Origin of the sequence: Pseudotabrizicola sp. L79 (assembly GCF_036553525.1) — a bacterium.
Taxonomy (GTDB): domain Bacteria; phylum Pseudomonadota; class Alphaproteobacteria; order Rhodobacterales; family Rhodobacteraceae; genus Pseudotabrizicola.
Genome location: NZ_JAZHDA010000051.1, coordinates 197,640 through 217,634 on the forward strand (window position 1 = coordinate 197,640; position 19,995 = coordinate 217,634).

The window sequence follows — 19,995 nt, forward strand, 5'->3', positions numbered from 1 at the left end:
CAGGCGAAATCCAAAGCGCCGCGCCCGGCCCCTTCATCTGTTCAAAAATATCCCGGGGGTCAGCGGTTTTGCAAAAACCGCGACAGGGGGCAGCGCCCCCTGCCTTAGGCGCCGCGCGGCATCGGGTGCTGCGCCTTGTTATAGGGTTTCCAATCCGTGATATCGGGGTAGAACTGCCGCCGCCACGCCCGCACACGCGGGTTCATAACTCGTTTCCACAGCGGCGGAATCATCGCCATCGTGGTCATGGCCGGATAGCCATAGGGCAATTGCGGCGCCTCATCCTCGGCATAGGTCTGCAACAGCGGAAACCGGCGGTCGGGTTTGTAATGGTGGTCGGAATGGCGCTGCAAATTGATCAGCAACCAGTTCGAGGCCCGATGGGACGCGTTCCATGAATGGCGCGGCAGCACATGCTCATACTTTCCCTCGCCCAGATGGCGGCGGGTCAGGCCATAATGCTCGATGTAATTCACCAGTTCCAACTGCCAGATGGCAACCCCCGCCTGCCACAAGAACAGCGCCAGCCCTTGCCAGCCACCCAAGGCAAAAGCCAGCGTCAGGGCCAGGGCCTGCAACGCGCCATAGCGCCAGAACGGGTTCGACCGATGCCAGACCGGCAGGCCGCGCCGCGCCAGCATCGCCTTTTCTGCCGCAAAGGCCGAACGCAGGCTGCCCCGCAGCACCCGTGGGAAAAACCGTTGGAATCCTTCGTTATAGCGCGCCGTCACCGGGTCGCGCGGGGTGCCAACCCACAGGTGATGCACCCGCAAATGCTCGCTGCGGAAATGGCCATACATCACCATCGCCAGCAGCAGATCCCCCATCCAGCGCTCTAGCCGATCTTTCTGATGCATCAGTTCATGGCTGTAATTGATGCCGATCGTGCCCGAGATCACGCCCATGCCAAAGAACAGGCCAATCTTTTCCGCCACCCCCAAATCGCCGGCGCGTGGCACATACCAGATCAGCCCGAACAGCACGATGGCCTGCAACGGGGCCCAGATCAGGGTGATCAGCTTGTACCAGATCAGATCGTCCTCTTCGGTGCTCAGGTCGGGGTTGTCCTCATTCAACCCGGTGATCGCATCCAGCAGCGAAAACATCCCCCAGGAAAACACCGGCAGCAACAGCACCGTCCAGCCACCCACCGTGGCCCCGATCAGCGCCAAAGGCACCATCAGCAGCGACAGCCAGAACGGCAACGCGCTTTTGAACTGGCTTACCTGTTCGGCCGGAATTGTGGTCATCTTCGCCCCCCGTTTTCGCGCATCCTGCGCGCAAGGCTTGCGACAATCAACGTGGCACAAAGGCCGCTGACGCCATGTCCCATGCCTTGCGCATGACGGTGGGCAGATCGCCGGGCCGGAACTCTGCCCGAGGCACCCAGACCCCGCGCAAAAGTGGTGCGCCAACCGGCACATCCGCCACCATCAGGCGCAGATACAGGTGAAAATGGGTGAATGTATGGCGCACCTCTCCGGCCTCGTGCCACTTGGCCGCGACCGGGGCCTCGCCCCCCGCGCCATCCCAGCCATCGCCCGGAAAGCCCCGCATCCCACCCAGCAGCCCCCGCTCTGCCCGTCGCTCCAGCACAAAGCCATCGCCTTGGCGGACGATCCAGACCGTGCCGTGCCGCACCGGCTTGTCGCCTTTGGGCAGTTTGCGCGGCAACTCGGCGGCAATGCCCTGCGCGCGGGCGGCACACTCGGCCATCCAGGGGCAGATGCCGCAGGCCGGGTTGCGCGGGGTGCAGATCGTGGCCCCCAGATCCATCACCGCCTGCGCATAATCGCCCGGTCGATGGTGCGGTGTCAGCCGCGCGGCCAGTGCCGTCAGGGCAGGCTTGGCCAGGGGCAAGGGCTGCTCAACCGCGAAATACCGCGCCATCACCCGCTCGACATTGCCATCCACCACCACTGCGGCCTCGTCATAGGCAATCGCCGCCACGGCACTGGCGGTATAGGGGCCAATGCCCGGCAGGCCCAACAGCCCCTCTCGCGTCGTCGGGAAAACGCCGCCATGGTCGGCCACCACGGCCCGCGCGCATTTCAGCAGGTTACGCGCACGGGCGTAATAGCCAAGCCCCGCCCATTCCCCCATCACCGCGTCGTCATGCGCCGCCGCCAGATCGGCCACCGTGGGCCAGCGCGCCGTAAAGCGGTGGAAATAGTCCTTCACCGCCGCCACCGTGGTCTGCTGCAACATCACCTCGGACAACCAGACGCGATAGGGATCAGGCCGCACCCCTGCGGCCCGGTCGGCGGGCGACACGCGCCACGGCATCACCCGCGCCGCCCGGTCATACCAGGCCAGCAGCGCCGCACTCAAATCTCCGTCACGCAATCTTTATGGTCCTTCCCGGCTTTTCGGCCGCCAAAGCTCTGGCACCTCGCGCTTGCCCGGCTAAGATAGCGGGAACCAACCAGAGGACCAGATGGCCCGAACCCCTGCCCCCCCTCCTTCGGCGCATCGCCGGATGCGCGGCTTTGAATCCGCCTTTGGATTCATGAAGGAACCCGTCCGCCGGGCCGGGGAAACGCGGGGCTTTGCCGTGGCCCGTCTGCTGACCCACTGGGCCGAGGTGGTGGGCGAAGACCTTGCCCAGACCACCCGCCCTGTCAAGGTGGGTTACGGCCGCGAAGGCCTTGGCGCAACGCTGACCCTGCTGACCACCGGCGCGCAGGCCCCGATGGTGGAAATGCAAAAAGACCGAATCCGCGACAAGGTGAATGCCGTTTACGGCTATAACGCCATCTCGCGCATTCACATCACCCAAACCGCCCCCGTGGGCTTTGCCGAGGGGCAGGCCGAATTCAGCCCCGCCCCAAAGGCACCAAAACCCACCGATCCCGCCATCGCCGCCAAGGCCGCAGAAACCGCAGCGCCGATTCAAGACGCCATCCTGCGCGCCGCGCTTGAAGCCTTGGCCCAAAACATCCTAAACCGTCGCAAAGCGAAGGAAATCGAATGACCAAACCGTTGAAAACCTCTCTGGCCGTCGTGGCCGTGGCTGCCGTTGCCGGCTTCGGCCTGTGGTCGATGACTCAGCAAGACACTGCCCTGCCGCTGACGCCGATTGCCCCCGCGAATGCGCAATCCACCAGCACAGACACCGCCACGGCCACACCTGCGCAGATCGAGATCAAGGACATGACCCTTGGCCAGGAAGATGCGCCGGTGACGATGATCGAATATGCATCCTACACCTGCCCGCATTGCGCCACCTTTCACGATGCCGTCTTCAAGGATCTGAAGAAAGATTACGTCGATACCGGCAAGGTGCGCTTTGTCTATCGCGAGGTCTATTTTGATCGCTATGGCCTTTGGGCCGCGATGATGGCGCGCTGTGGCGGCGACATGCGCTATTTCGGCATTCAAGACATCCTCTACAGCACCCAATCCGAATGGGCGGCGTCGGATGATGCCAATATCGTGGTCGGCAATCTGAAGAAAATCGGCAAGACCGCCGGGATGGATGACGCAACGCTGGATGCCTGCCTGCAAGATGGCACCATGGCCCAGGCACTGGTCGATCACTACGAAGCGAACATGGCCGAATATGACATCAAGGGCACGCCGTCGATCGTGATCAACGGCACGGTTCATTCGAACATGACATATGCCGAACTGAAAACCATCCTCGGTGCCGAGCTTGCCAAGTAAATGAGCCCGAACCCCGCCCCGCTGGCCCCCGCCCCACTGACTGGCGTCAAGGTCATCGAACTGGCCCGCATCCTTGCCGGGCCTTGGGCGGGGCAAACCCTGGCCGATCTTGGGGCCGATGTGCTGAAGGTTGAGGCCCCCGAAGGCGATGACACCCGCCGCTGGGGCCCGCCCTTCATCGACAATGGTGATGACAGATCAGCCGCCTATTTCCACGCCACCAACCGGGGCAAACGCTCGGTCACCTGTGATTTCCGCACGCCTCAGGGGCAAGAACTGGTGCGCAAACTGGTGGCCGATGCCGATGTGGTGATCGAGAATTTCAAGGTGGGCGGTCTGGCCAAATACGGGCTGGATTATACCAGCCTGCGGGCGGTGAACCCGCGCCTGATCTATTGCTCGATCACCGGTTTCGGGCAAGACGGTCCCTATGCGCATCGCGCGGGTTATGACTTCATCATTCAAGGCATGGCCGGGTTGATGAGTGTGACCGGCGAGCCTGATGGTCAGCCGCAAAAGGTGGGCGTCGCCGTTACCGATATTTTCACTGGCGTCTATGCCGCAACCGCCATTCTGGCCGCGCTGCACCAGCGCCAGACGACCGGCCTTGGCCAGCAGATCGACATGGCGCTGATGGATGTGGCTGCCAGCATCATGGCCAATCAGGCGATGAACTATCTGGCCACCGGGGTTGCGCCGCAAAAAATGGGCAATGCCCACCCCAATCTTGCGCCCTATGCGGTGTTCGATTGCGCCGACGGCTGGTTGATTCTGGCAACGGGCAACGATGGGCAGTATCGCAAGCTCTGCGCCATTCTGGGCCTTGACGATATGGCCACCGCCCCCGCCTTTGCCACCAATGCCGACCGCGTCACCAATCGCGCCGAAATGACCCGCCGCCTGACCGAGGTTACGCGCCGCTGGACCAAGGCCGATCTCTTGGCCGCCTGCGAAGATCAGGGCGTGCCCGCCGGCCCGATCAACGATCTGGCCGAGGTTTTTGCCGATCCGCAAATCGTGGCACGCGGCATGCAGATCGCGCCACAGGGCATTCCCGGCGTCCGCTCACCGTTTCGGTTTTCCGGGGCCGATCTGGCGCTGGATCACGCCGCGCCCCGCTTGGGCCAGCATCAATCCGACCTCAAGGAATAGCGGCCCTTTGTGGGTTTCGCTGTGGTCACGCCTGTGACCACGGATGAACCACAGATGCACCACGCAACAACCACGCCTATCCCACGCTGGTGGCTTGCGGTTTCAGCAGCCGGTCCAATGCGGACTCTAATGCCGTTGCATCGTCAAACTGCAACCGCACCACCATGGCCAAAACCCGATGCCGATGGGCTGCAGGCAGCCGGATCTGGTCTTTTTCCGTGGTCACCAACTGCGCGCCCAGCACTTGGGCCTCAGCCTCTAACCTATTAAGAAGAATATCAGAAATCGGCTGATGGTCATCCAGCGCCACGGCCTTCACCACCTCTGCGCCTTCGGCTTTCAGCGTGGCAAAGAACTTTTCCGGGTGCCCAATCCCCGCAAAGGCCAAAACCCGCTGCCCCTGCCAGTCCATCCCCATCTGCACAGGTGCCAGTCGGGCCGTCAGATGCGGCACGGAAAGGGCGCCAGACCATTGATCTGCAAAGGTTTTCTGCGCCTCATCTGGCCCGATCGACAGCACCAGATCAGCCCGTTTCATCCCCTGATCCACCGGTTCCCGCAAGGGCCCAGCAGGCAGACAAAACCCATTGCCAAACCCCCGCGCCGCATCAACGACTATGATCGACAAGTCCTTGATAACGCTTGGATTCTGGAACCCATCATCCAGCAAGACCACCTCAGCCCCCGCCGCCTCGGCCGCCCGCACCCCGGCCTCTCGGTCCTTGGCCACCCAAGTCGGCGCAAAGGCGGCCAGCAGCAGGGGTTCATCCCCCACCAGATCAGCCCGCTGCCCCAGCGGATCAACCCGCAAAGGCCCCTGCGCCGAACCTCCATAACCCCTTGAAACAACGTGGCATTTAACACCACGCGCCATCAGCAGGCCCATCAGCGCAATGGTTGTCGGCGTCTTGCCTGTGCCACCAACATTCAGGTTGCCCACACAGATCACAGGCACTTTGGCCCGATACCCCTGCTTGGCCACCCGGCGCTTTGTCGCTTGGGCATAAAGCGCCCCCAAAGGCCATAAAAGCCACGCCCAAAGGCCTGGAATCCTTGGTGAATTCTGCCAAAAGGCCAAAGGGCGCATCACCCTGCCCTCGCCATCAGATCACGGATCAAATCCAGCACATGCGCCGTCACATCGGCCCCGGCCGAAGCAACGCCCCAAGCCGATTGCGCCAACCGCGCCGCCTTGTCCGGCGCCATCAGATCCGCCAAAGCCTCGGCCAGATCTCGCCCATTCCCCACCGCCCGCGCCGCCCGCGCCGCCCCAAGGCGACCAAAGCTGCTGCCATGGGGGCCGGGACGAGGGCCGTAAAGGATGGCAGACCCCAAGGCTGCGGGCTCCATCGGGTTGCGCAAGCAGCCCTTGCCCGCCAGACTGCCGCCCAAAAATGTAATGGGTGCAAGGCGATACCAAAGCCCCAGTTCTGTCATGCCATCGGTGATGAACACCTCGACATCTGGCTCTGGCTCTTCGTCTTGCGCTCGCCGCGCCACCACCCAGCCTTCCTCTTGTGCCAAACGCGCGGCCAAGGCATCGGCCCGTTCGGCCTCTTGCGGGGCGATGATCAGCAACAAACGATGCGCCAAAGACAGCGTGGACCGATGCGCCGCAATCACCGCCGCTTCCTCTGCCTCGGGCAGGCCAGAGGCCAACCAGACCGGCCGCGTGGCCAACAGCTTTGCCAAAGCCGCCCGCTCAGCCTCAAGGCAAGGCAACGCTGCACTTTCCTCTTCCAAGCGCCCCATCGCGCGAACCGACGCCTGGGCCGCCCCAGCCCGCCGAAAACTGCGGGCCGAGGCTTCGTCCAGCGCGATCACATGCTGAAAGCTTTGCAGCGAAGATCTCACAAGCCCTGGATACCAGCCATCGCGCCCGCGCAAAATATAGGGGGTTCGCGCATCAAGCATCAGGGCAGGAATGCGGCGTTCATCGGCTTCATGCAGGGCAGCAGGGCGCAGTTCGCCATCAGAGAACACGACAACCTGAGGGCGCCAATGATCAAAAAAGGCGCGTATGTCGGCAGGGTCGTCTTCCGGGGGCGCCTCATACAGCACCCCTATGGGCACGGCGACAACCTCTGGGCAGGTCAGCACCACAGCGCAGCCGTCTTCATCCATCAGGGTCCGGGCAAGTTCTGCCAGCCCCGCCACGCAATCGGCAGTTGGCGCATGCAGCCAAACAAGCGGGCCACCTGGCCGCGCAGCCCGCTGCACCACCCGCCCCGCCTGGGGCCGTGGGCGCAGCGTATACAGCGTCAGACCAAGGGAATGAACCATGCGCCTGCCAGGTTACGCGCCCATCTCACCCGTCGGGGAACCCGCAATCTCTTCGTCGCGCAGGCGGTGAATATGGGCGATGAAATAGCGCATATGGGCGTTATCCACGGTCCGCTGCGCCTCGGCTTTCCACGCTTTGTGGGCCGAATCGTAATCGGGAAACATGCCCACGATGTGAATATCATTCACGTCCTTGAACACCGATTTTGAGGGATCGACCAGTTCGCCTCCAAAGACGAGGTGAAGCCGCTGTGCCATTTATCGCTCCGATCTGCTTTGGGAAACAAGGCCATGAAGGTGCAGACGAGTCGGCCCTGCTGAATGCGCGCAGCCTAGCGAGGTCAGGTGCCGGGTCAAGCCCGTCTGGACCCGTTTACCGATTGGGAAGGATTGGCAGCCTATCGTGGCGCTGATCGCAGAACTTGATCGGAAATCGGGTGAAACCTGTGCAGAAAACCGCCTTGCTTGCGCTGTTCCTTGTGCTGGCCGCGTTGCCACTTCCGGTTCTGGCATCGCGGCAGGGGCCCTCGTGCGACCATGCCGCTGCCAATGCGGCCAGTCAAACCGGTGTGCCAGAGGCTATTCTTCTGGCCATCGCGCGGGTTGAGGCGGGCCGCCAACAGGGGGGCGGCTTTGCCCCTTGGCCCTGGACGGTGAATCAAGGCGGCCGCGGCAGCTTTTTTGACAGCCGCGATCTGGCGGTTGATCACGTCAAACAGGCTTTGTCGGCCGGCGAAACAAACATCGACATCGGCTGTTTTCAAATCAACTGGCGTTGGCACAATGAGGCCTTTCCGTCAGTCGAAGCGATGTTCGACCCCGATCGGAATGCCCTTTATGCGGCGCGCTTTCTGCAACGCTTGCTGGCCGAGACAGGATCATGGGAGGGCGCGATTGGTGCCTATCACTCTCGCAAATCTGACGCAGCCGAGGGCTATCTGACCAAGGTCGCCCAGCATCTTGGCGCGCCGGGTGATCCGCCGGCTGCCGCAATGTCACCCGCGGCCCCTGCCGCCCCCCGCACGAACACTTACCCCCTGCTGCAAGGCGGCGGCGGGGCCCTGGGGTCTTTGGTGGCGCAAGATGCCGCCCTAGCCACACCATTTCTGTTGCGCTGAGGGTGGTGATGCCAAAACTGACTTTGCAGTCTTTGTTCCGCCCGACCATCCTGCTCGCCTTGGCGCTGATGGCCGTCATCGTGATGATGGTTCTTCCTGTGCCGGCCTGGCTGCTGGATATCGGGCTGGCCCTGTCTTTCGCCTTGGCGATCCTGATGCTGACGGTGACCTTGTTCATCGAGCGGCCTTTGGATTTTTCGGCCTTTCCCACGATTCTGCTCGCGTCGCTGATGCTGCGGCTGTCTTTGAACGTATCCTCGACCAAACTGATCATCGGCCAGGGACATACTGGCACAGATGCCGCCGGATCGGTCATCGAGGGTTTTGCCAGCTTTATCATGGGCGGCAATGTTCTGTTGGGGTTGGTGATTTTCTGCGTGCTGCTGATCGTCAACTTCATGGTGATCACCAAGGGCGCGGGCCGTATGGCCGAGGTTGGCGCGCGCTTTGCCCTTGATGGTATGCCGGGGCGCCAGTTGGCCATTGATGCCGATATGGCCGCCGGGGCGATCACCCATGCCGAGGCCAAAGAGCGGCGCGAAACAGAACTGGCCGAGACGAATTTCTTTGGCTCGCTCGACGGGGCGTCGAAATTCGTCAAGGGCGATGCCGTGGCCGGGCTGCTGATCACCTTGCTGAACATCGTGATGGGGCTGGTGATGGGCGTGGCTATCCACGGGATGCCTGTTGGCCGCGCCTTTGAAACCTATGCGATCCTGACGGTGGGCGATGGTCTGGTCAGCCAGATCCCCGCTGTCATCATCTCGGTCGCGGCGGCCCTGTTGCTGGCAAGGGGCGGGTCCAAGGGCGCCGCCGATGTCTCGTTTTTTGCCCAACTCAGCCGCTATCCGGGCGCGCTTGGCACAGTGGCTGTCCTGATGGCCCTGTTCGCCCTTGTCCCCGGCATGCCGTTTCTCCCGTTTATCCTTGGCGCTGCGGCCCTGGCGGCAACGGCCATGATGACAGCACGGGGCAGGGCTGCGGCGGCGGCCTCGGACACCAAGATCGAGGAGGAGGCACCGCGCAAACGCCCCTTGGGGGATGTGCTGGATTTTGACGAAATCCACCTTGAGTTCGCAACGGATCTTGTCTCGATGGTGCTGGACCCGGGCACCGGTCTGGATGGCCGAATTGGCAATATGCGCAATCACATTGCCAGCCAATATGGCCTGATCTTGCCAGAAATCCGCCTGACCGACGAACCCACATTGCCCCCCAACATCTATCGTATCCGCATTCAAGGGGTTGAACGGGTCAGCAACCGGCTGATGCCAAACCGCTGCCTTGTCTTGCTGAATGACGGAATCACCGCCCCCCCCGGGGTTGATGTCAGCGAACCGGTTTACGGCACCCCTGCCCGCTGGATCGATCGGGATCTGCAGGAAGACGCAATCGTCTCGGGCCTGACGGTGGTGACCCCGCCCGAAGTGCTGGCAACGCATTTGCTGGAAATCATCCGCGGCAATCTGGCCCGTCTGTTGTCCTTGCGGGGGTTGCGTCGCCTGCTGGACGAATTCGTGAATGTGTCCGACCCTCAGCGTGCCCAGGCCAACCGCCGCCTGCTGGATGAGATGGTGCCCGACAAGGTGCCGATGGATCTGCTGCTTGCCGTTTTGCGCCTGCTGCTGGAAGAGCGGGTTTCAATCCGCAATCTCCCCCTGATCCTCGAGGCGATTGCCGAGGCGCGTGGCTATCCCTCTCCTGAACTGATTTGCGAACATGTGCGGCAACGGCTGGGGTTCCAACTGGTCGCCGATCTGAAACGCGATGACGGCACCATCCCCCTGATCCAGCTTGCCCCCGAGTGGGAGCGCGTTTTCCGCGATCATCAGATCGAAGGCGATCGTGGCAGTCGCGATGTGGCACTGCCGCCCGAGGTTTTTGCCCGCCTCTCTGGCCTGATGGCCGAACGCCTGAACACCGCGGCCGAGGCCGGCGCAACGGCAGGCTTTATCACCTCTGGCCTGCGACGGCGCTTTCTGCGCACGGTCCTTTCAACCCGTGGCGTCACAGCCCCCGTGTTGTCTTACGAAGAGGTCGGGGTCGAGGCGAGACCTGCCTTTGTTGGGCTGGTGCCGCAATGACCGAGCTGCTGAACCTGCTTATGCGTGATTTCGGCGTGGCAAGCCCCGTTGTCGTGGCCGCCGCCTTGGCGTTCTTGCGTGTCGGGGCAGCCATGGCTGTCCTGCCCGGTCTGGGCGAACAGTCAATCCCGGCCCGCATCCGCCTTGCCACGGCCATTCTGCTTTCCGTCGCCCTTACCCCCGCCATCATGGCGCAGGTGCAGGACATCCCCTTTGCGCAGGCCCTCTTGCCCGAAATGGTCATCGGTCTGACGCTTGGCATCGCCTTGCGGTTCTTTGTCTTTGCCTTGGCAACCGCGGGCGCAATCATTGCAAATTCAACCTCGCTTTCGCAGCTTTTTGCCCAAGGCGCAGAACCGCAACCTGCCATTTCACAATTCTTGGTCATGGCCGGCATCTCCCTGGCACTGGCAACCGGCCTGTTGCCAAAATTGGTCGGCTATCTGCTCTTGTCCTATGATGCCTTTCCTGCTGGCCAGTTTCCGCAGGCCGAAAGGCTGGCAGGCTGGGCCATGCATCACGCAGATGTTGCCTTTGCCCTCGGCTTTCAGATCGCCTTGCCCTTTGCCGTCGCATCGCTGCTGTACAATCTGGCCCTTGGGATCATCAACCGGGCGATGCCACAGTTGATGGTCACATTCATCGGCGCCCCTGCACTCAGCCTGGGTGGCCTTGCGCTGATGGCGTTGGCCACGCCCCTGCTGCTGTCAGTGTGGTTGCAGGCCTTCAACAGCTTTCTGCTTCCCACCCCGGCTGGCTAGAACATCCCATGTCAGCAAGCGAAGAAAACAGCGACGACAAAGAACACGAACCCTCTGCAAAGCGGCTTGATGATGCACGCAAGAAAGGTGATGTCGCGCGCTCTGCAGATCTGATGGCAGCCTCATCCTATTTGGGTCTGTATGTTGCGGCATCTTTGGGTGCGCCGGTCATCATAGGGGCAGCGACAGCAGGAAAGTCTTTCCTGGATCATGCACCAGAGATCGCAACGACATCGGGCACAGCACTGGCGCCGTATCTGGGTGGGTTTCTCGTCGCGACCGTGGGGCCATGCCTTTTGCTGATGCTTCTTCCCGGTGCCGCCAGTCTGCTGACCGTCTTGGCACAGCGGGGTCTTGTCTTTGCGCCGTCAAAACTGGCACCAAAACTTTCACGCATCTCGCCGATGGCAAACGCCAAACAAAAGTTCGGACCCGAAGGCCTGTTCGAATTCGCGAAGAACACTATCAAACTTTTGTTAATCGCAACGGCACTTGGTCTTTTCATCGGGCAGAACCTGCAAGACATCATCAGCCTGGCCGCATTAGAGGCCGGTCCCGGCACCGTCTTTCTGTTGCGCCTTTTGGGAGAGTTCTTGATGATTTCGGCCCTTTTGACGGGGGTAATCGGGGCAATCGACTTTCTCTGGCAGCGTCATGCACTCCTTCGGCGCAATCGCATGTCGCGTCAGGAAATGCTGGACGAGATGAAGGACAGCGACGGCGACCCCCAGGCCAAAGCCACCCGAAAGCAGCGCGGCCAAGAGATCGCGATGAACCAAATGCTCGCCGAGGTGCCGTCAGCCAGCGTGATCATCGTCAACCCGACGCATTACGCTGTGGCTCTACGCTGGCGGCGTGGCGATGCCACTGCTCCGCTGGTTGTTGCCAAAGGGAGTGATGAGCTGGCCCTGAAAATCAGGGAAGCCGCCATACGTTCTGGCGTGCCGATCCATTCAGATCCACCGACAGCGCGCGCAATTTATGGCTCAGTCAAAGTGGGACAATCCATCAGCCGCGAGCACTACAAGGCGGTGGCCGCCTCAATTCGATTTGCCGAGAAGATGCGCAACCGTAAAAAGAGACTTGTCTGATGAAAAATCGTCGGGAACTCATCAAATTGGCCAACATAGCAAAGGTTATTCGGGATGCTGAGTTGCAAAAACTTGCACAAACAGTAAAAGCACACAACCAGACAAAAACGATGTTGCTTCAACTGGGTGATCAGATCGCCGCAGTAGAACCGAAGTCGATCTCTGATGCTATCCTCGCAGAACACCATGATCTGTGGCGCCTACAGAGACGGATCATTCTTAACAAGGCACTGGCACGTCAAACGGCGGAAATGCTGAATGCCAAAGATCGCGCGTCCAAGGCATTTGGACGCGCGCAAAGTCTCAATAAATTAAGTGCTGAAAAAGACTAGCTGTCTTGGCGCATGATATCTGTGATCAAGACATCCGTCACAATGTCTCCAAGCACTGTTTGGGCAACCGTCAGCAGGCTGCGCCGTAAGACAGCAAGACTCGCAGCATCGGTGAATGAGCCACTAAAGCCACCGCTGTTTGCGTGATCGAAGAACAGCTGTAACAGTGCATCGCGCAATTTTGGCTCTCGTGCAAAGACCATATCATTGTTCCCTGATGCCACCTCAAGACTGAGCGAGAGTACAACCAGGGAATGAACCCTGCCATCCATAACGACGGGCACTACGAATTGATTGGGAAGCTTTAAATACTCGCGCGCCTCGCCCGCCTCAGCATGGCTCGCGGCAACAGCCCCCGAGTCATGATCATTCATGCCCGCCTGCTCACCTTCCGCAGCAGTCTCGGATTGATCATCTTGGCGCAAGAAATGACCAGCCGCTGCACCGGAAAGCAAGCCAATCAGAACGAGAGCGGGGACAAAGATTTTTTGTGTCATACTGATCAGAAGGGCAAAAGGATATCGGTCACTTGCTGACCATATCTGGGTTGCTGAAAATCTGAAATCTGGCCTCGGCCACCGTAAGAAACGCGGGCGCCGGCCATTTTGTCGTAGGTCACTTCATTCTGGCGCGAGATATCAGCGGGGCGAACATAGCCCGTAACAATTAACTCTCGCAGTTCAAAATTCACTCGCACCTCTTGTTGACCTTCGATCCTCAGCACTCCATTGGGTAATTCTTCTACAACCGTTGCTGCAATACGCAGTGTCAGCCTTTCATTGCGCGAGACGGTGCCGCTGCCAGAAAAACTTGACGACGAACTAGTATCAACAGCATCCGCCATCGATGCGCCGTCAGGCAGTTTGCGATCTACTCGCTGAGGAATGCCCAACATGGATGGGATCGCCATTTGTTGACTGCCGGATCGATTTCGCCCCGTTGAATTTGAAATCTCAGCCCTATCGTCAATTTCTATGACGACGGTTACAATATCACCCCGCTGACTTGCGCGGCGATCCCCCAGTAAAGAGGCTTGTGTTGCTGTCCAGAGAGAGGAGGCGTCAGACGGCTCATCCCTATCTGTCGCTTCAGGGAAGGGAGCTGAATACATAGCGTGGTGCTGGTAGCTGCCCTCCAAAGCTGAAAAGTCTGGGGCCTTGCCAACCTGAGCAAGTGGTGAACATGCGGCGAGGACAAAAAGCGGTGAAAGGAAATATCTCATGTGTTCAATTCCCAAAATGTCCGACACGAACTGTGCCATCGGATTGGATCTGCCCTGAAACTGTTGCTCTCGACGCGAGGTTGAGGATCGGGATCACCGCACCCACCCCGCCGCGCGCCAGTGACCGGCCTTCTGTAGTGATCGCAAGCCCACCAAGCGCATAAGAAAGCACCACGATTTGATTGCGCTGGACCACGGCTGGGCGACCAACATGATCAGACAAGATCGGCCGCCCGGGGTAGAGGATCACCCGCGCTTCCAGGCCTGCGACATCCTCGATGCGTGTTACGGCACCTGCAACAACCGCCGCAGTTTGTTGCAGATCTCCTGCTTCAATCACAGTGCCTGCGCGAATAACCCGAGTGCTGGAAACAGCCTCTGCTGAGACGGCAGTCGGCAACATCAAAAGTACAAGCCACCGCATTACCGCACCTGAGTGGTTGCCGACAGCATCTGATCTGCTGCCGTGATGACTTTGGCATTCAACTCATAGCCCCGCTGCGCCTTGATCAGTTCCGTCACCTCACGCACAGCATCAACAGAGCTCTCTTCAAGATAGCCCTGTCGCAACGTTCCCAGGCCATCCTCGCCCGCGATCCCGGCGACTGGTGGGCCCGAGGCGTTGGTTTCAAGAAACAGATTTGAACCAATGGCCTCCAAGCCCTTCTCATTCGTGAACCCAACCAAAGAGAGCTGACCAAGGAGTTCAGGTTCAACCTGGTTCAGAAAATACGCATACACCTCGCCATCTGAATTGATCGCCAATGATCTGGCATCAGACGGGATCGTGATACCTGGCGCGACCGCATGTCCTTCAGAGGTGACGATCAAACCATCCCCTGTCCGTTTCAGGGTGCCGTCTCGCGTATAGCCACTGGCGCCACCCGGAAGGGTAACCTCCAGATAACCGCGCCCCTCTATGGCAACGTCAAGGTCTCCTCCGGTCTGGACAAGGGGCCCTTGGGCAAGCACAACCGAAATGGACGATGGTCGAACCCCCATGCCAAGCTGAACGCCGGTGGGCAAAATGGTTCCGTCGGTTGCCGAAATACTTCCTGGTCGGGCAATTTGCTCATAATGCAAATCGGCGAAATCGGCGCGTCTGGCATTGTAGCCAGTGGTCGACATGTTCGCCAAATTGTTAGAGACCACATCGACCCGCATTTGCTGCGCTGCCATCCCCGTGGCCGCAATCTGAAGTGCTTTCACGACTCTCTCCTATTTGCCGAGCGTCTGCAGAACGCTCTTTTGACGCTGATCTTCAGACTGCAGAAATTGCTGCCCCATCTCATAGGCTCGCTGCACTTCGATCATGCGAGAGATCTCAGTCAGCGGGTTGACATTGCTGTCCTCCAGATGACCTTGCAGGATGGTGCCATTTTCCGCCGGCTCCCATTCATCGGCCTGCAAAAGCGTGCCCGACTGGTATCTGAGATCTGCGGGTTCAACGGGCTGCCAAAGGCCAACCGCCGCGACAGGCTGACCATCAGCCGACAGCGTTCCATCACTTGAAATTGAAACCGTTGTGGCGCCCACGGGGGCAGGAACGGGGGCAGCACCCGCATCCAAAAGCGCATAACCATCCGCATTGACCAAGACGCCATCAGGCGAAGGCGTGAAGGCGCCCGACCGGGTTAATCGTTCCCCCTCGGGCGTGGCGACCAGAAAGAAAGCGTCACCCTGAATGGCCAGATCGAACGTGCCTCCGGTCTGCACAAGGCCACCTTGCGCGCGATCAACCACCCGCCCCGTTCCATATGCCATGGAAACTGACCCTTCTCCGGGCAGGCGCGAAACATGCTCTGAAAAAACCATTGCCTCGCGCCGAAAGCCAGACGTAGAGGCATTTGCAATGTTGTTGGCAACAATCTGCAATTCGCGCATCAGCCCGGACTGGCGCGCCAAAGTGGTATAGCCTGCGGTTTCCATCTTATTTTCCCTCAATTCTCGGGATGATTTCATCCGTAAAGAAGGTGACCAGGGTCGCTGTCATAAAGCTCATCGAGACCCAGAAAACGATCAACATCGCACCCACTTTCGGAACGAATGTCAGGGTCATTTCCTGAACCGACGTAAGCGCCTGAAAAAGCCCCACGCCGACGCCAGCGACCAGCGCAACAATCAGCAGGGGCGATGCCAGAACAGCAGCGATCCAAAGGGCGTGACGGGTCAGGTCGAAAAAAAACGACTCCATCACATCAAACCGGCATCCTGAGAATTTCCTGATAGGCTTCCACAACCCTGTCGCGCACGGTCACCACGGTTTCGACGGCAGTCTGGGACGAGGCCAAAGCCTCAACCAGTGCATGAGGGTCTGCGTTTCCGGTCATCGCTGCGCGGGCAGTGTCTTCGCCACGCTGCAGGGTGCCCACCAGGCTTTGCAAGAATTCGGCGCCAGCATCTTCGGCGCTGCTGCCCGCCGAGCCAACAGGGGCAGCAAGCTTGGCGTCTGCATAAACCCGGGCGGCCTGCACATTTTTGATGTCCATTCTGGACCTCCTATCTGCGGATAAGTTCGAAAAGGCTCTGCGTCATCTGCCGCGACTGATCAAAAAGCTTGAGATTGGCTTCGTAGCTTCGCTGCGCTTCGCGCGCGTCAGCAATTTCAATAATCAGATCAACATTTGAACCGGCATAATGCCCGGTTTCATCGGCAAGCGGGTGTCCGGGATCATAGATGTTTTCAAGATCGGATCGGTCCAATCGAACCTTTGCCAGCTCAAGAAGACCATCACCGTCAACCTTGAAGGACGTCACCTTGCGATGATAGCCCGGCGTATCAACATTGGCGATATTCTCGGATACATGGCGCAACCTTGTGGCTTGCGCCTGCATACCGGCGGCGGAAACACCAAGGCTTTTCAAAAGATCACTCATGCTTTCTCTCCCTATCCTGAGCGGCCAAGAGAGGTGCGAAGGATGGAAGAGGTCGACCGATAAACAGCGAGAGCCATTTCATGGTTCTGCCGAACCTCAACCGACTTCATGATCTGAAGATCAATTGAGACGTCATTGCCGTTCGGGGCCATCGAACCGCCAGACAAGACAGGCTCGGCAACCGACGCTGGTGTTGGTGCCAAAAGATGATCCGGCCTTGTTGCACGGGCCGAAAAGGACGCCATGCCATCATATGCACTGGCGAAATCCGGCAAATCCTTTGCCCGATAGCGCGGCGTATCAGCATTCGCCACGTTCTCAGCGATGATTGCCAGCCGCGCCCCGGAATAGGATGCAAGGCCTTGGGCCATTTTTGTAAGTCCGAGTTTTTCGAACATCGGGGCTTCTCCCTCGAAGTGCTTCACCACTTCTTAGGGGTGATTCCTTTAGAAAGGGTAATCGGTGAACGAATGGAGAACCAAATGCCTGAAGTTTTTTCTCACCTGACCAATCGCATTCACCGGATCAAACACACTTATGCTATTGGTCGGATTGCAGAAATTGCCTCAGGTGTCGCCGTTGTCCGGGGATTGGCCGCCAAAGCCGCTATGGGGGACAGGGTTGAAATCGGGCGTGCCGGCAATCTGGCCGAGGTGATTGGCATTGAACCCGGCTCGGTGAAGATCCTGCCAGAGGCAGGTGGGGCCGGCCTGACGCTTGGATCCGAAGTGCACATCGCTGGCCCAATGGCCATTGCGCCCGATGAAAGCTGGATTGGCCGGGTTATTGATCCCATGGGTCGCCCATTGGATGGGCGCCCCCTATTCGCCGGCGAGACGATGCGCAACGTTCAGGCAAAGCCGCCAACCGCAGCCGACAGGCAAAGACTTGGGTCGCGGCTTTCCACCGGAACCGCTTGTTTTGACACGATTTTGCCAATCGTGCGCGGCCAACGACTTGGGTTGTTCGCCGGATCTGGCGTTGGGAAGTCGACCCTGCTCAGCCAATTTGCACAGCACATGGCAGCAGATGTGGTGGTCATTGCCCTGGTGGGGGAGCGGGGGCGAGAGCTGCGAGAGTTCGTCGAGACCACCTTGGGGCCCTCTGGTTTGGCGCGCAGTGTCGTGATTGCGGCGACATCCGATCAATCAGCATTGCTGCGCAAACAGTGCATCCTTTCCGCCTTAACAGTGGCCGAGTTCTTTCGGGACGCGGGCAAGGACGTATTGCTGCTTGCAGACAGCGTCACACGCTTTGCGGAAGCTCATCGAGAAGTCGCTCTGGCTGCTGGAGAGCAGCCCAGTTTGCGCGGCTATCCACCTTCCGTGCAGGCTGCAATCATGTCGATGGCAGAACGGGCGGGCCCCGGGACATCGATGCAAGGAAATATCACCGCAATCTTTTCCGTGCTCGTTCCTGGATCTGACATGGATGAGCCTGTTGCAGATATTCTACGAGGGGTTTTGGACGGCCATGTGGTGATGGACCGCAAAATCGCCGAACGCGGACGCTTCCCCGCCATTGACTTGCTGCGCTCGGTTTCACGAAGCCTGCCATGGGCTGCAAGTGCTCAGGAGAATGAGCTGATCAGCAACGCCCGCAAGATTATTTCAACCTGGGAGAGCGCCGAATTGATGGTGCAGGCCGGGCTTTACAGCGCAGGTGCAGATCCTGCGATTGATAAGGCTATTCAACGATGGCCAGCACTCGATCATTTCATCGCAGCACCGGCACCGGTCGGCGGTAATGAGGCCAGCTTCAGATTGCTGGCAGAGGTCTTGGCAGGCCGTCAAAGGGTCTGAAACCGCGTTTGCTGCAAAAGCGTAAGGGCGGTCTGTGCCCCAGAAGCATTCGATGACAGCGAGGCTACCTCTGACCGGACAATGAACAAGCGGACGAGTTTTTGCATCGACTCCTCATCCGTAAACTGTGAAATCGTATCAGCCCCAAATGTGCTTCGCGTGCGGGCTTGCAGCACCTCGACCTGTTTGTCGATGTCGATCCCGGCAAAGCTGGACGGAAGCCCAAAGGCAACCTCGAACACTTTCCGCATAGGGGATGAACCAAGGACGGTGTACCACTTGGATTTGTCCGAGGCGCTTGATGCCGCCAGTTCACCCAACTGCGTTTCCGCGTTCATCGCCAGACGGAAGTCAGAGTTCTGCTCTCCCACAGCAGACTGAAACTGTTTTTCACGATAGCGCAGCAACAGCTTATCAGCAAAGTCAGACAGCTTGGTTCTTGGCGTTGAGAAGTCTCCGAACCCGAATGCCTTGGAGAACGCCACATAACTTTTATCTGTCATCCTGTTCGCCAACGCCGTCGTGCTGAGCGTGCCATCTGTCAGAATTTTTTTGATAAAGAACTTGTTGGGCATATCCGCCTCAAGCCCATAGGCAGTCAATGCGACACGCAACAGCCTTGGGTCTGCGACCAGCGCATCAGCCGACGAAATCGTCCCGATCTTCTCGCGAAAATAGGCCTCCTCTCGTTTGACAGAAGTCTGGTTTGCGAACGCCTGTGTCTGCTGTGCTTCGGTGCGCTTCAGGAAGGTCCATCCTGCGTAACCTGACGTTGGAAGGATCGGGTTGAAAGTCATGACGAAACAACAGCCATCAGGCGTTCTTCGCGCGGCAACAGATTACGCAGTGCCTTCAATGTCGGATAGTATTGCTCCTCGATCACGGCTTGGCTGGCAAAAGCCAGATGGGCCCGGCTGTCATGGTCGGTCAAAACCTGGCTCAGTTGTTCGATACCCCTGAGGATTTGTTGCTTCGCCAATTTGGCATCGATATCGCCCGACAGGACGAGTTGAGCAATATAGCAAACACGCCGAACGGGGGTATTAACCTCTTCGGGATGAATCGCATCACGAAGGCGCAAAATATTGGCGTTTGGCGTCATGATGGAAAGACGGGATCTGCGCTCACCGTTTTCGATCACTGCCCCATTGATCAAAACCCGCTCATGCGGACCAAGTTTCAAAACAAGCCCGGTCATTTCGCCCCACCTTCACCGCGCAGCCCCCGCATGACAGCCATGTTCACATCAACCAAAACCTCGACAGAGGCTTCGTTTTTCAAAATTCGGGCGGTGTGATGGTCTGTGAATTCGAACAAGTAAAACAGCTGCGCCCGCAGCGGCGCCGGCAACAAATTGCCAGACCCCGACACATCCAAAGCCATGGTCCGCCAAAGCGATAGGTTGTCATTCAGAGCCGCAACGAAGTTCGGGTGATCTGCCTTTCGATTGCGCCACGTCGATGACAGGCGGCGTGTGACCTGCGCAAGCAGATCATATTCCACCGCGCGCAACGGCCGAAGACTGGTATTTTCGGGCGCATAGCCCGATTGGGAATGGAGCAGGGCGTTCACAGCTTTTCCTTCATCATCAAACTGTCTGAGGTGAA

At 59.3% G+C, this 19,995-nt stretch carries 26 protein-coding genes; 9 read left to right on the top strand and 17 right to left on the bottom strand.

What is annotated here, in order from left to right:
• Positions 1 to 104 precede the first annotated feature (104 nt).
• Positions 105 to 1,250 carry an alkane 1-monooxygenase gene (locus tag V3C85_RS12745; RefSeq protein WP_331795477.1) on the bottom strand — a complete coding sequence of 382 codons (1,146 nt, stop codon included), beginning with the start codon at positions 1,248 to 1,250 and terminating at the stop codon, positions 105 to 107.
• A gap of 46 nt (positions 1,251 to 1,296) precedes the next feature.
• Positions 1,297 to 2,286 (bottom strand): A/G-specific adenine glycosylase, encoded by a 990-nt coding sequence (locus tag V3C85_RS12750; RefSeq protein WP_445942018.1) that lies wholly within the window; start codon positions 2,284 to 2,286, stop codon positions 1,297 to 1,299.
• A gap of 151 nt (positions 2,287 to 2,437) precedes the next feature.
• Here V3C85_RS12750 and V3C85_RS12755 point away from each other — a divergent pair, with 151 nt between their 5' ends.
• From V3C85_RS12755 to V3C85_RS12765, 3 genes are read left to right on the top strand one after another with little or no spacing between them, the layout of a single operon-like run.
• Complete coding sequence (locus V3C85_RS12755) at positions 2,438 to 2,974, top strand: DUF721 domain-containing protein (RefSeq protein WP_331795479.1); 537 nt, start codon at positions 2,438 to 2,440, stop codon at positions 2,972 to 2,974.
• On the top strand, positions 2,971 to 3,666 hold the full coding sequence (locus V3C85_RS12760) for a DsbA family protein (RefSeq protein WP_331795480.1): 696 nt from the start codon (positions 2,971 to 2,973) through the stop codon (positions 3,664 to 3,666). Before V3C85_RS12755 ends, V3C85_RS12760 begins: the two co-directional genes overlap by 4 nt.
• A complete protein-coding gene (locus V3C85_RS12765) occupies positions 3,667 to 4,818 on the top strand; it encodes a CaiB/BaiF CoA transferase family protein (protein WP_331795481.1) in 1,152 nt (383 codons plus the stop codon).
• A 76-nt stretch (positions 4,819 to 4,894) separates the two neighbouring features.
• On the opposite strand, the gene lpxK is transcribed toward V3C85_RS12765, so the two are convergent.
• From lpxK to V3C85_RS12780, 3 genes are read right to left on the bottom strand one after another with little or no spacing between them, the layout of a single operon-like run.
• Positions 4,895 to 5,905, bottom strand: a complete 1,011-nt coding sequence (gene lpxK, locus V3C85_RS12770) for a tetraacyldisaccharide 4'-kinase (RefSeq protein ID WP_331795482.1) — start codon at positions 5,903 to 5,905, stop codon at positions 4,895 to 4,897.
• Entirely contained in the window at positions 5,905 to 7,101 is a 1,197-nt protein-coding gene (locus V3C85_RS12775; RefSeq protein ID WP_331795483.1) for a 3-deoxy-D-manno-octulosonic acid transferase, read from the bottom strand. Before V3C85_RS12775 ends, lpxK begins: the two co-directional genes overlap by 1 nt.
• Positions 7,102 to 7,113: 12 nt before the next feature.
• Positions 7,114 to 7,359 carry a DUF4170 domain-containing protein gene (locus V3C85_RS12780; RefSeq protein WP_331795484.1) on the bottom strand — a complete coding sequence of 82 codons (246 nt, stop codon included), beginning with the start codon at positions 7,357 to 7,359 and terminating at the stop codon, positions 7,114 to 7,116.
• A gap of 179 nt (positions 7,360 to 7,538) precedes the next feature.
• Here V3C85_RS12780 and V3C85_RS12785 point away from each other — a divergent pair, with 179 nt between their 5' ends.
• From V3C85_RS12785 to V3C85_RS12805, 5 genes are read left to right on the top strand one after another with little or no spacing between them, the layout of a single operon-like run.
• Positions 7,539 to 8,219, top strand: a complete 681-nt coding sequence (locus V3C85_RS12785; protein WP_331795485.1) for a transglycosylase SLT domain-containing protein — start codon at positions 7,539 to 7,541, stop codon at positions 8,217 to 8,219.
• Between the two features lie 8 nt (positions 8,220 to 8,227).
• Positions 8,228 to 10,303, top strand: coding sequence for a flagellar biosynthesis protein FlhA (flhA, locus tag V3C85_RS12790; RefSeq protein ID WP_331795486.1), 2,076 nt, complete (start codon positions 8,228 to 8,230; stop codon positions 10,301 to 10,303).
• A complete protein-coding gene (locus V3C85_RS12795) occupies positions 10,300 to 11,064 on the top strand; it encodes a flagellar biosynthetic protein FliR (protein ID WP_331795487.1) in 765 nt (254 codons plus the stop codon). Before flhA ends, V3C85_RS12795 begins: the two co-directional genes overlap by 4 nt.
• An 8-nt stretch (positions 11,065 to 11,072) precedes the next feature.
• On the top strand, positions 11,073 to 12,155 hold the full coding sequence (locus V3C85_RS12800) for an EscU/YscU/HrcU family type III secretion system export apparatus switch protein (RefSeq protein ID WP_331795488.1): 1,083 nt from the start codon (positions 11,073 to 11,075) through the stop codon (positions 12,153 to 12,155).
• Positions 12,155 to 12,487: a hypothetical protein gene (locus tag V3C85_RS12805; RefSeq protein WP_331795489.1), complete on the top strand. Its 333-nt coding sequence runs from the start codon at positions 12,155 to 12,157 to the stop codon at positions 12,485 to 12,487. Before V3C85_RS12800 ends, V3C85_RS12805 begins: the two co-directional genes overlap by 1 nt.
• On the opposite strand, the gene V3C85_RS12810 is transcribed toward V3C85_RS12805, so the two are convergent.
• From V3C85_RS12810 to V3C85_RS12850, 9 genes are read right to left on the bottom strand one after another with little or no spacing between them, the layout of a single operon-like run.
• A complete protein-coding gene (locus V3C85_RS12810) occupies positions 12,484 to 12,984 on the bottom strand; it encodes a flagellar basal body-associated FliL family protein (RefSeq protein WP_331795490.1) in 501 nt (166 codons plus the stop codon). The two genes, V3C85_RS12805 and V3C85_RS12810, sit on opposite strands and share 4 nt — an antisense overlap.
• 5 nt (positions 12,985 to 12,989) lie before the next feature.
• Entirely contained in the window at positions 12,990 to 13,709 is a 720-nt protein-coding gene (gene flgH / locus V3C85_RS12815) for a flagellar basal body L-ring protein FlgH (protein ID WP_331795572.1), read from the bottom strand.
• Between the two features lie 4 nt (positions 13,710 to 13,713).
• The gene (gene flgA, locus V3C85_RS12820) at positions 13,714 to 14,133 is read right to left on the bottom strand and encodes a flagellar basal body P-ring formation chaperone FlgA (protein ID WP_331795491.1); all 420 of its coding nucleotides are present in this window, start codon (positions 14,131 to 14,133) and stop codon (positions 13,714 to 13,716) included.
• Positions 14,133 to 14,918, bottom strand: coding sequence for a flagellar basal-body rod protein FlgG (flgG, locus tag V3C85_RS12825; RefSeq protein ID WP_331795492.1), 786 nt, complete (start codon positions 14,916 to 14,918; stop codon positions 14,133 to 14,135). The genes flgA and flgG overlap by 1 nt, the downstream gene beginning before the upstream one ends.
• Positions 14,919 to 14,927: 9 nt before the next feature.
• A complete protein-coding gene (locus tag V3C85_RS12830) occupies positions 14,928 to 15,638 on the bottom strand; it encodes a flagellar hook-basal body complex protein (RefSeq protein ID WP_331795493.1) in 711 nt (236 codons plus the stop codon).
• 1 nt (position 15,639) lies between these two features.
• Positions 15,640 to 15,903, bottom strand: a complete 264-nt coding sequence (locus tag V3C85_RS12835) for a flagellar biosynthetic protein FliQ (protein WP_331795494.1) — start codon at positions 15,901 to 15,903, stop codon at positions 15,640 to 15,642.
• A gap of 4 nt (positions 15,904 to 15,907) precedes the next feature.
• Positions 15,908 to 16,198 (bottom strand): flagellar hook-basal body complex protein FliE, encoded by a 291-nt coding sequence (fliE, locus tag V3C85_RS12840; protein ID WP_331795495.1) that lies wholly within the window; start codon positions 16,196 to 16,198, stop codon positions 15,908 to 15,910.
• Between the two features lie 10 nt (positions 16,199 to 16,208).
• A complete protein-coding gene (gene flgC, locus V3C85_RS12845) occupies positions 16,209 to 16,586 on the bottom strand; it encodes a flagellar basal body rod protein FlgC (protein WP_331795496.1) in 378 nt (125 codons plus the stop codon).
• Between the two features lie 11 nt (positions 16,587 to 16,597).
• The gene (locus tag V3C85_RS12850) at positions 16,598 to 16,984 is read right to left on the bottom strand and encodes a FlgB family protein (RefSeq protein WP_331795497.1); all 387 of its coding nucleotides are present in this window, start codon (positions 16,982 to 16,984) and stop codon (positions 16,598 to 16,600) included.
• A gap of 84 nt (positions 16,985 to 17,068) precedes the next feature.
• Between V3C85_RS12850 and V3C85_RS12855 the strand changes: the two genes are divergently transcribed.
• Positions 17,069 to 18,388, top strand: a complete 1,320-nt coding sequence (locus V3C85_RS12855; protein WP_445942019.1) for a FliI/YscN family ATPase — start codon at positions 17,069 to 17,071, stop codon at positions 18,386 to 18,388.
• Here the strand turns inward: V3C85_RS12855 and V3C85_RS12860 are convergent.
• From V3C85_RS12860 to flaF, 3 genes are read right to left on the bottom strand one after another with little or no spacing between them, the layout of a single operon-like run.
• Positions 18,376 to 19,185 (bottom strand): DUF1217 domain-containing protein, encoded by an 810-nt coding sequence (locus V3C85_RS12860; protein WP_331795499.1) that lies wholly within the window; start codon positions 19,183 to 19,185, stop codon positions 18,376 to 18,378. The genes V3C85_RS12855 and V3C85_RS12860 overlap by 13 nt on opposite strands.
• Complete coding sequence (gene flbT / locus V3C85_RS12865) at positions 19,182 to 19,586, bottom strand: flagellar biosynthesis repressor FlbT (RefSeq protein ID WP_331795500.1); 405 nt, start codon at positions 19,584 to 19,586, stop codon at positions 19,182 to 19,184. The genes V3C85_RS12860 and flbT overlap by 4 nt, the downstream gene beginning before the upstream one ends.
• Positions 19,583 to 19,960: a flagellar biosynthesis regulator FlaF gene (flaF, locus tag V3C85_RS12870; protein ID WP_331795501.1), complete on the bottom strand. Its 378-nt coding sequence runs from the start codon at positions 19,958 to 19,960 to the stop codon at positions 19,583 to 19,585. Before flaF ends, flbT begins: the two co-directional genes overlap by 4 nt.
• Between the last annotated feature and the right edge of the window lie 35 nt (positions 19,961 to 19,995).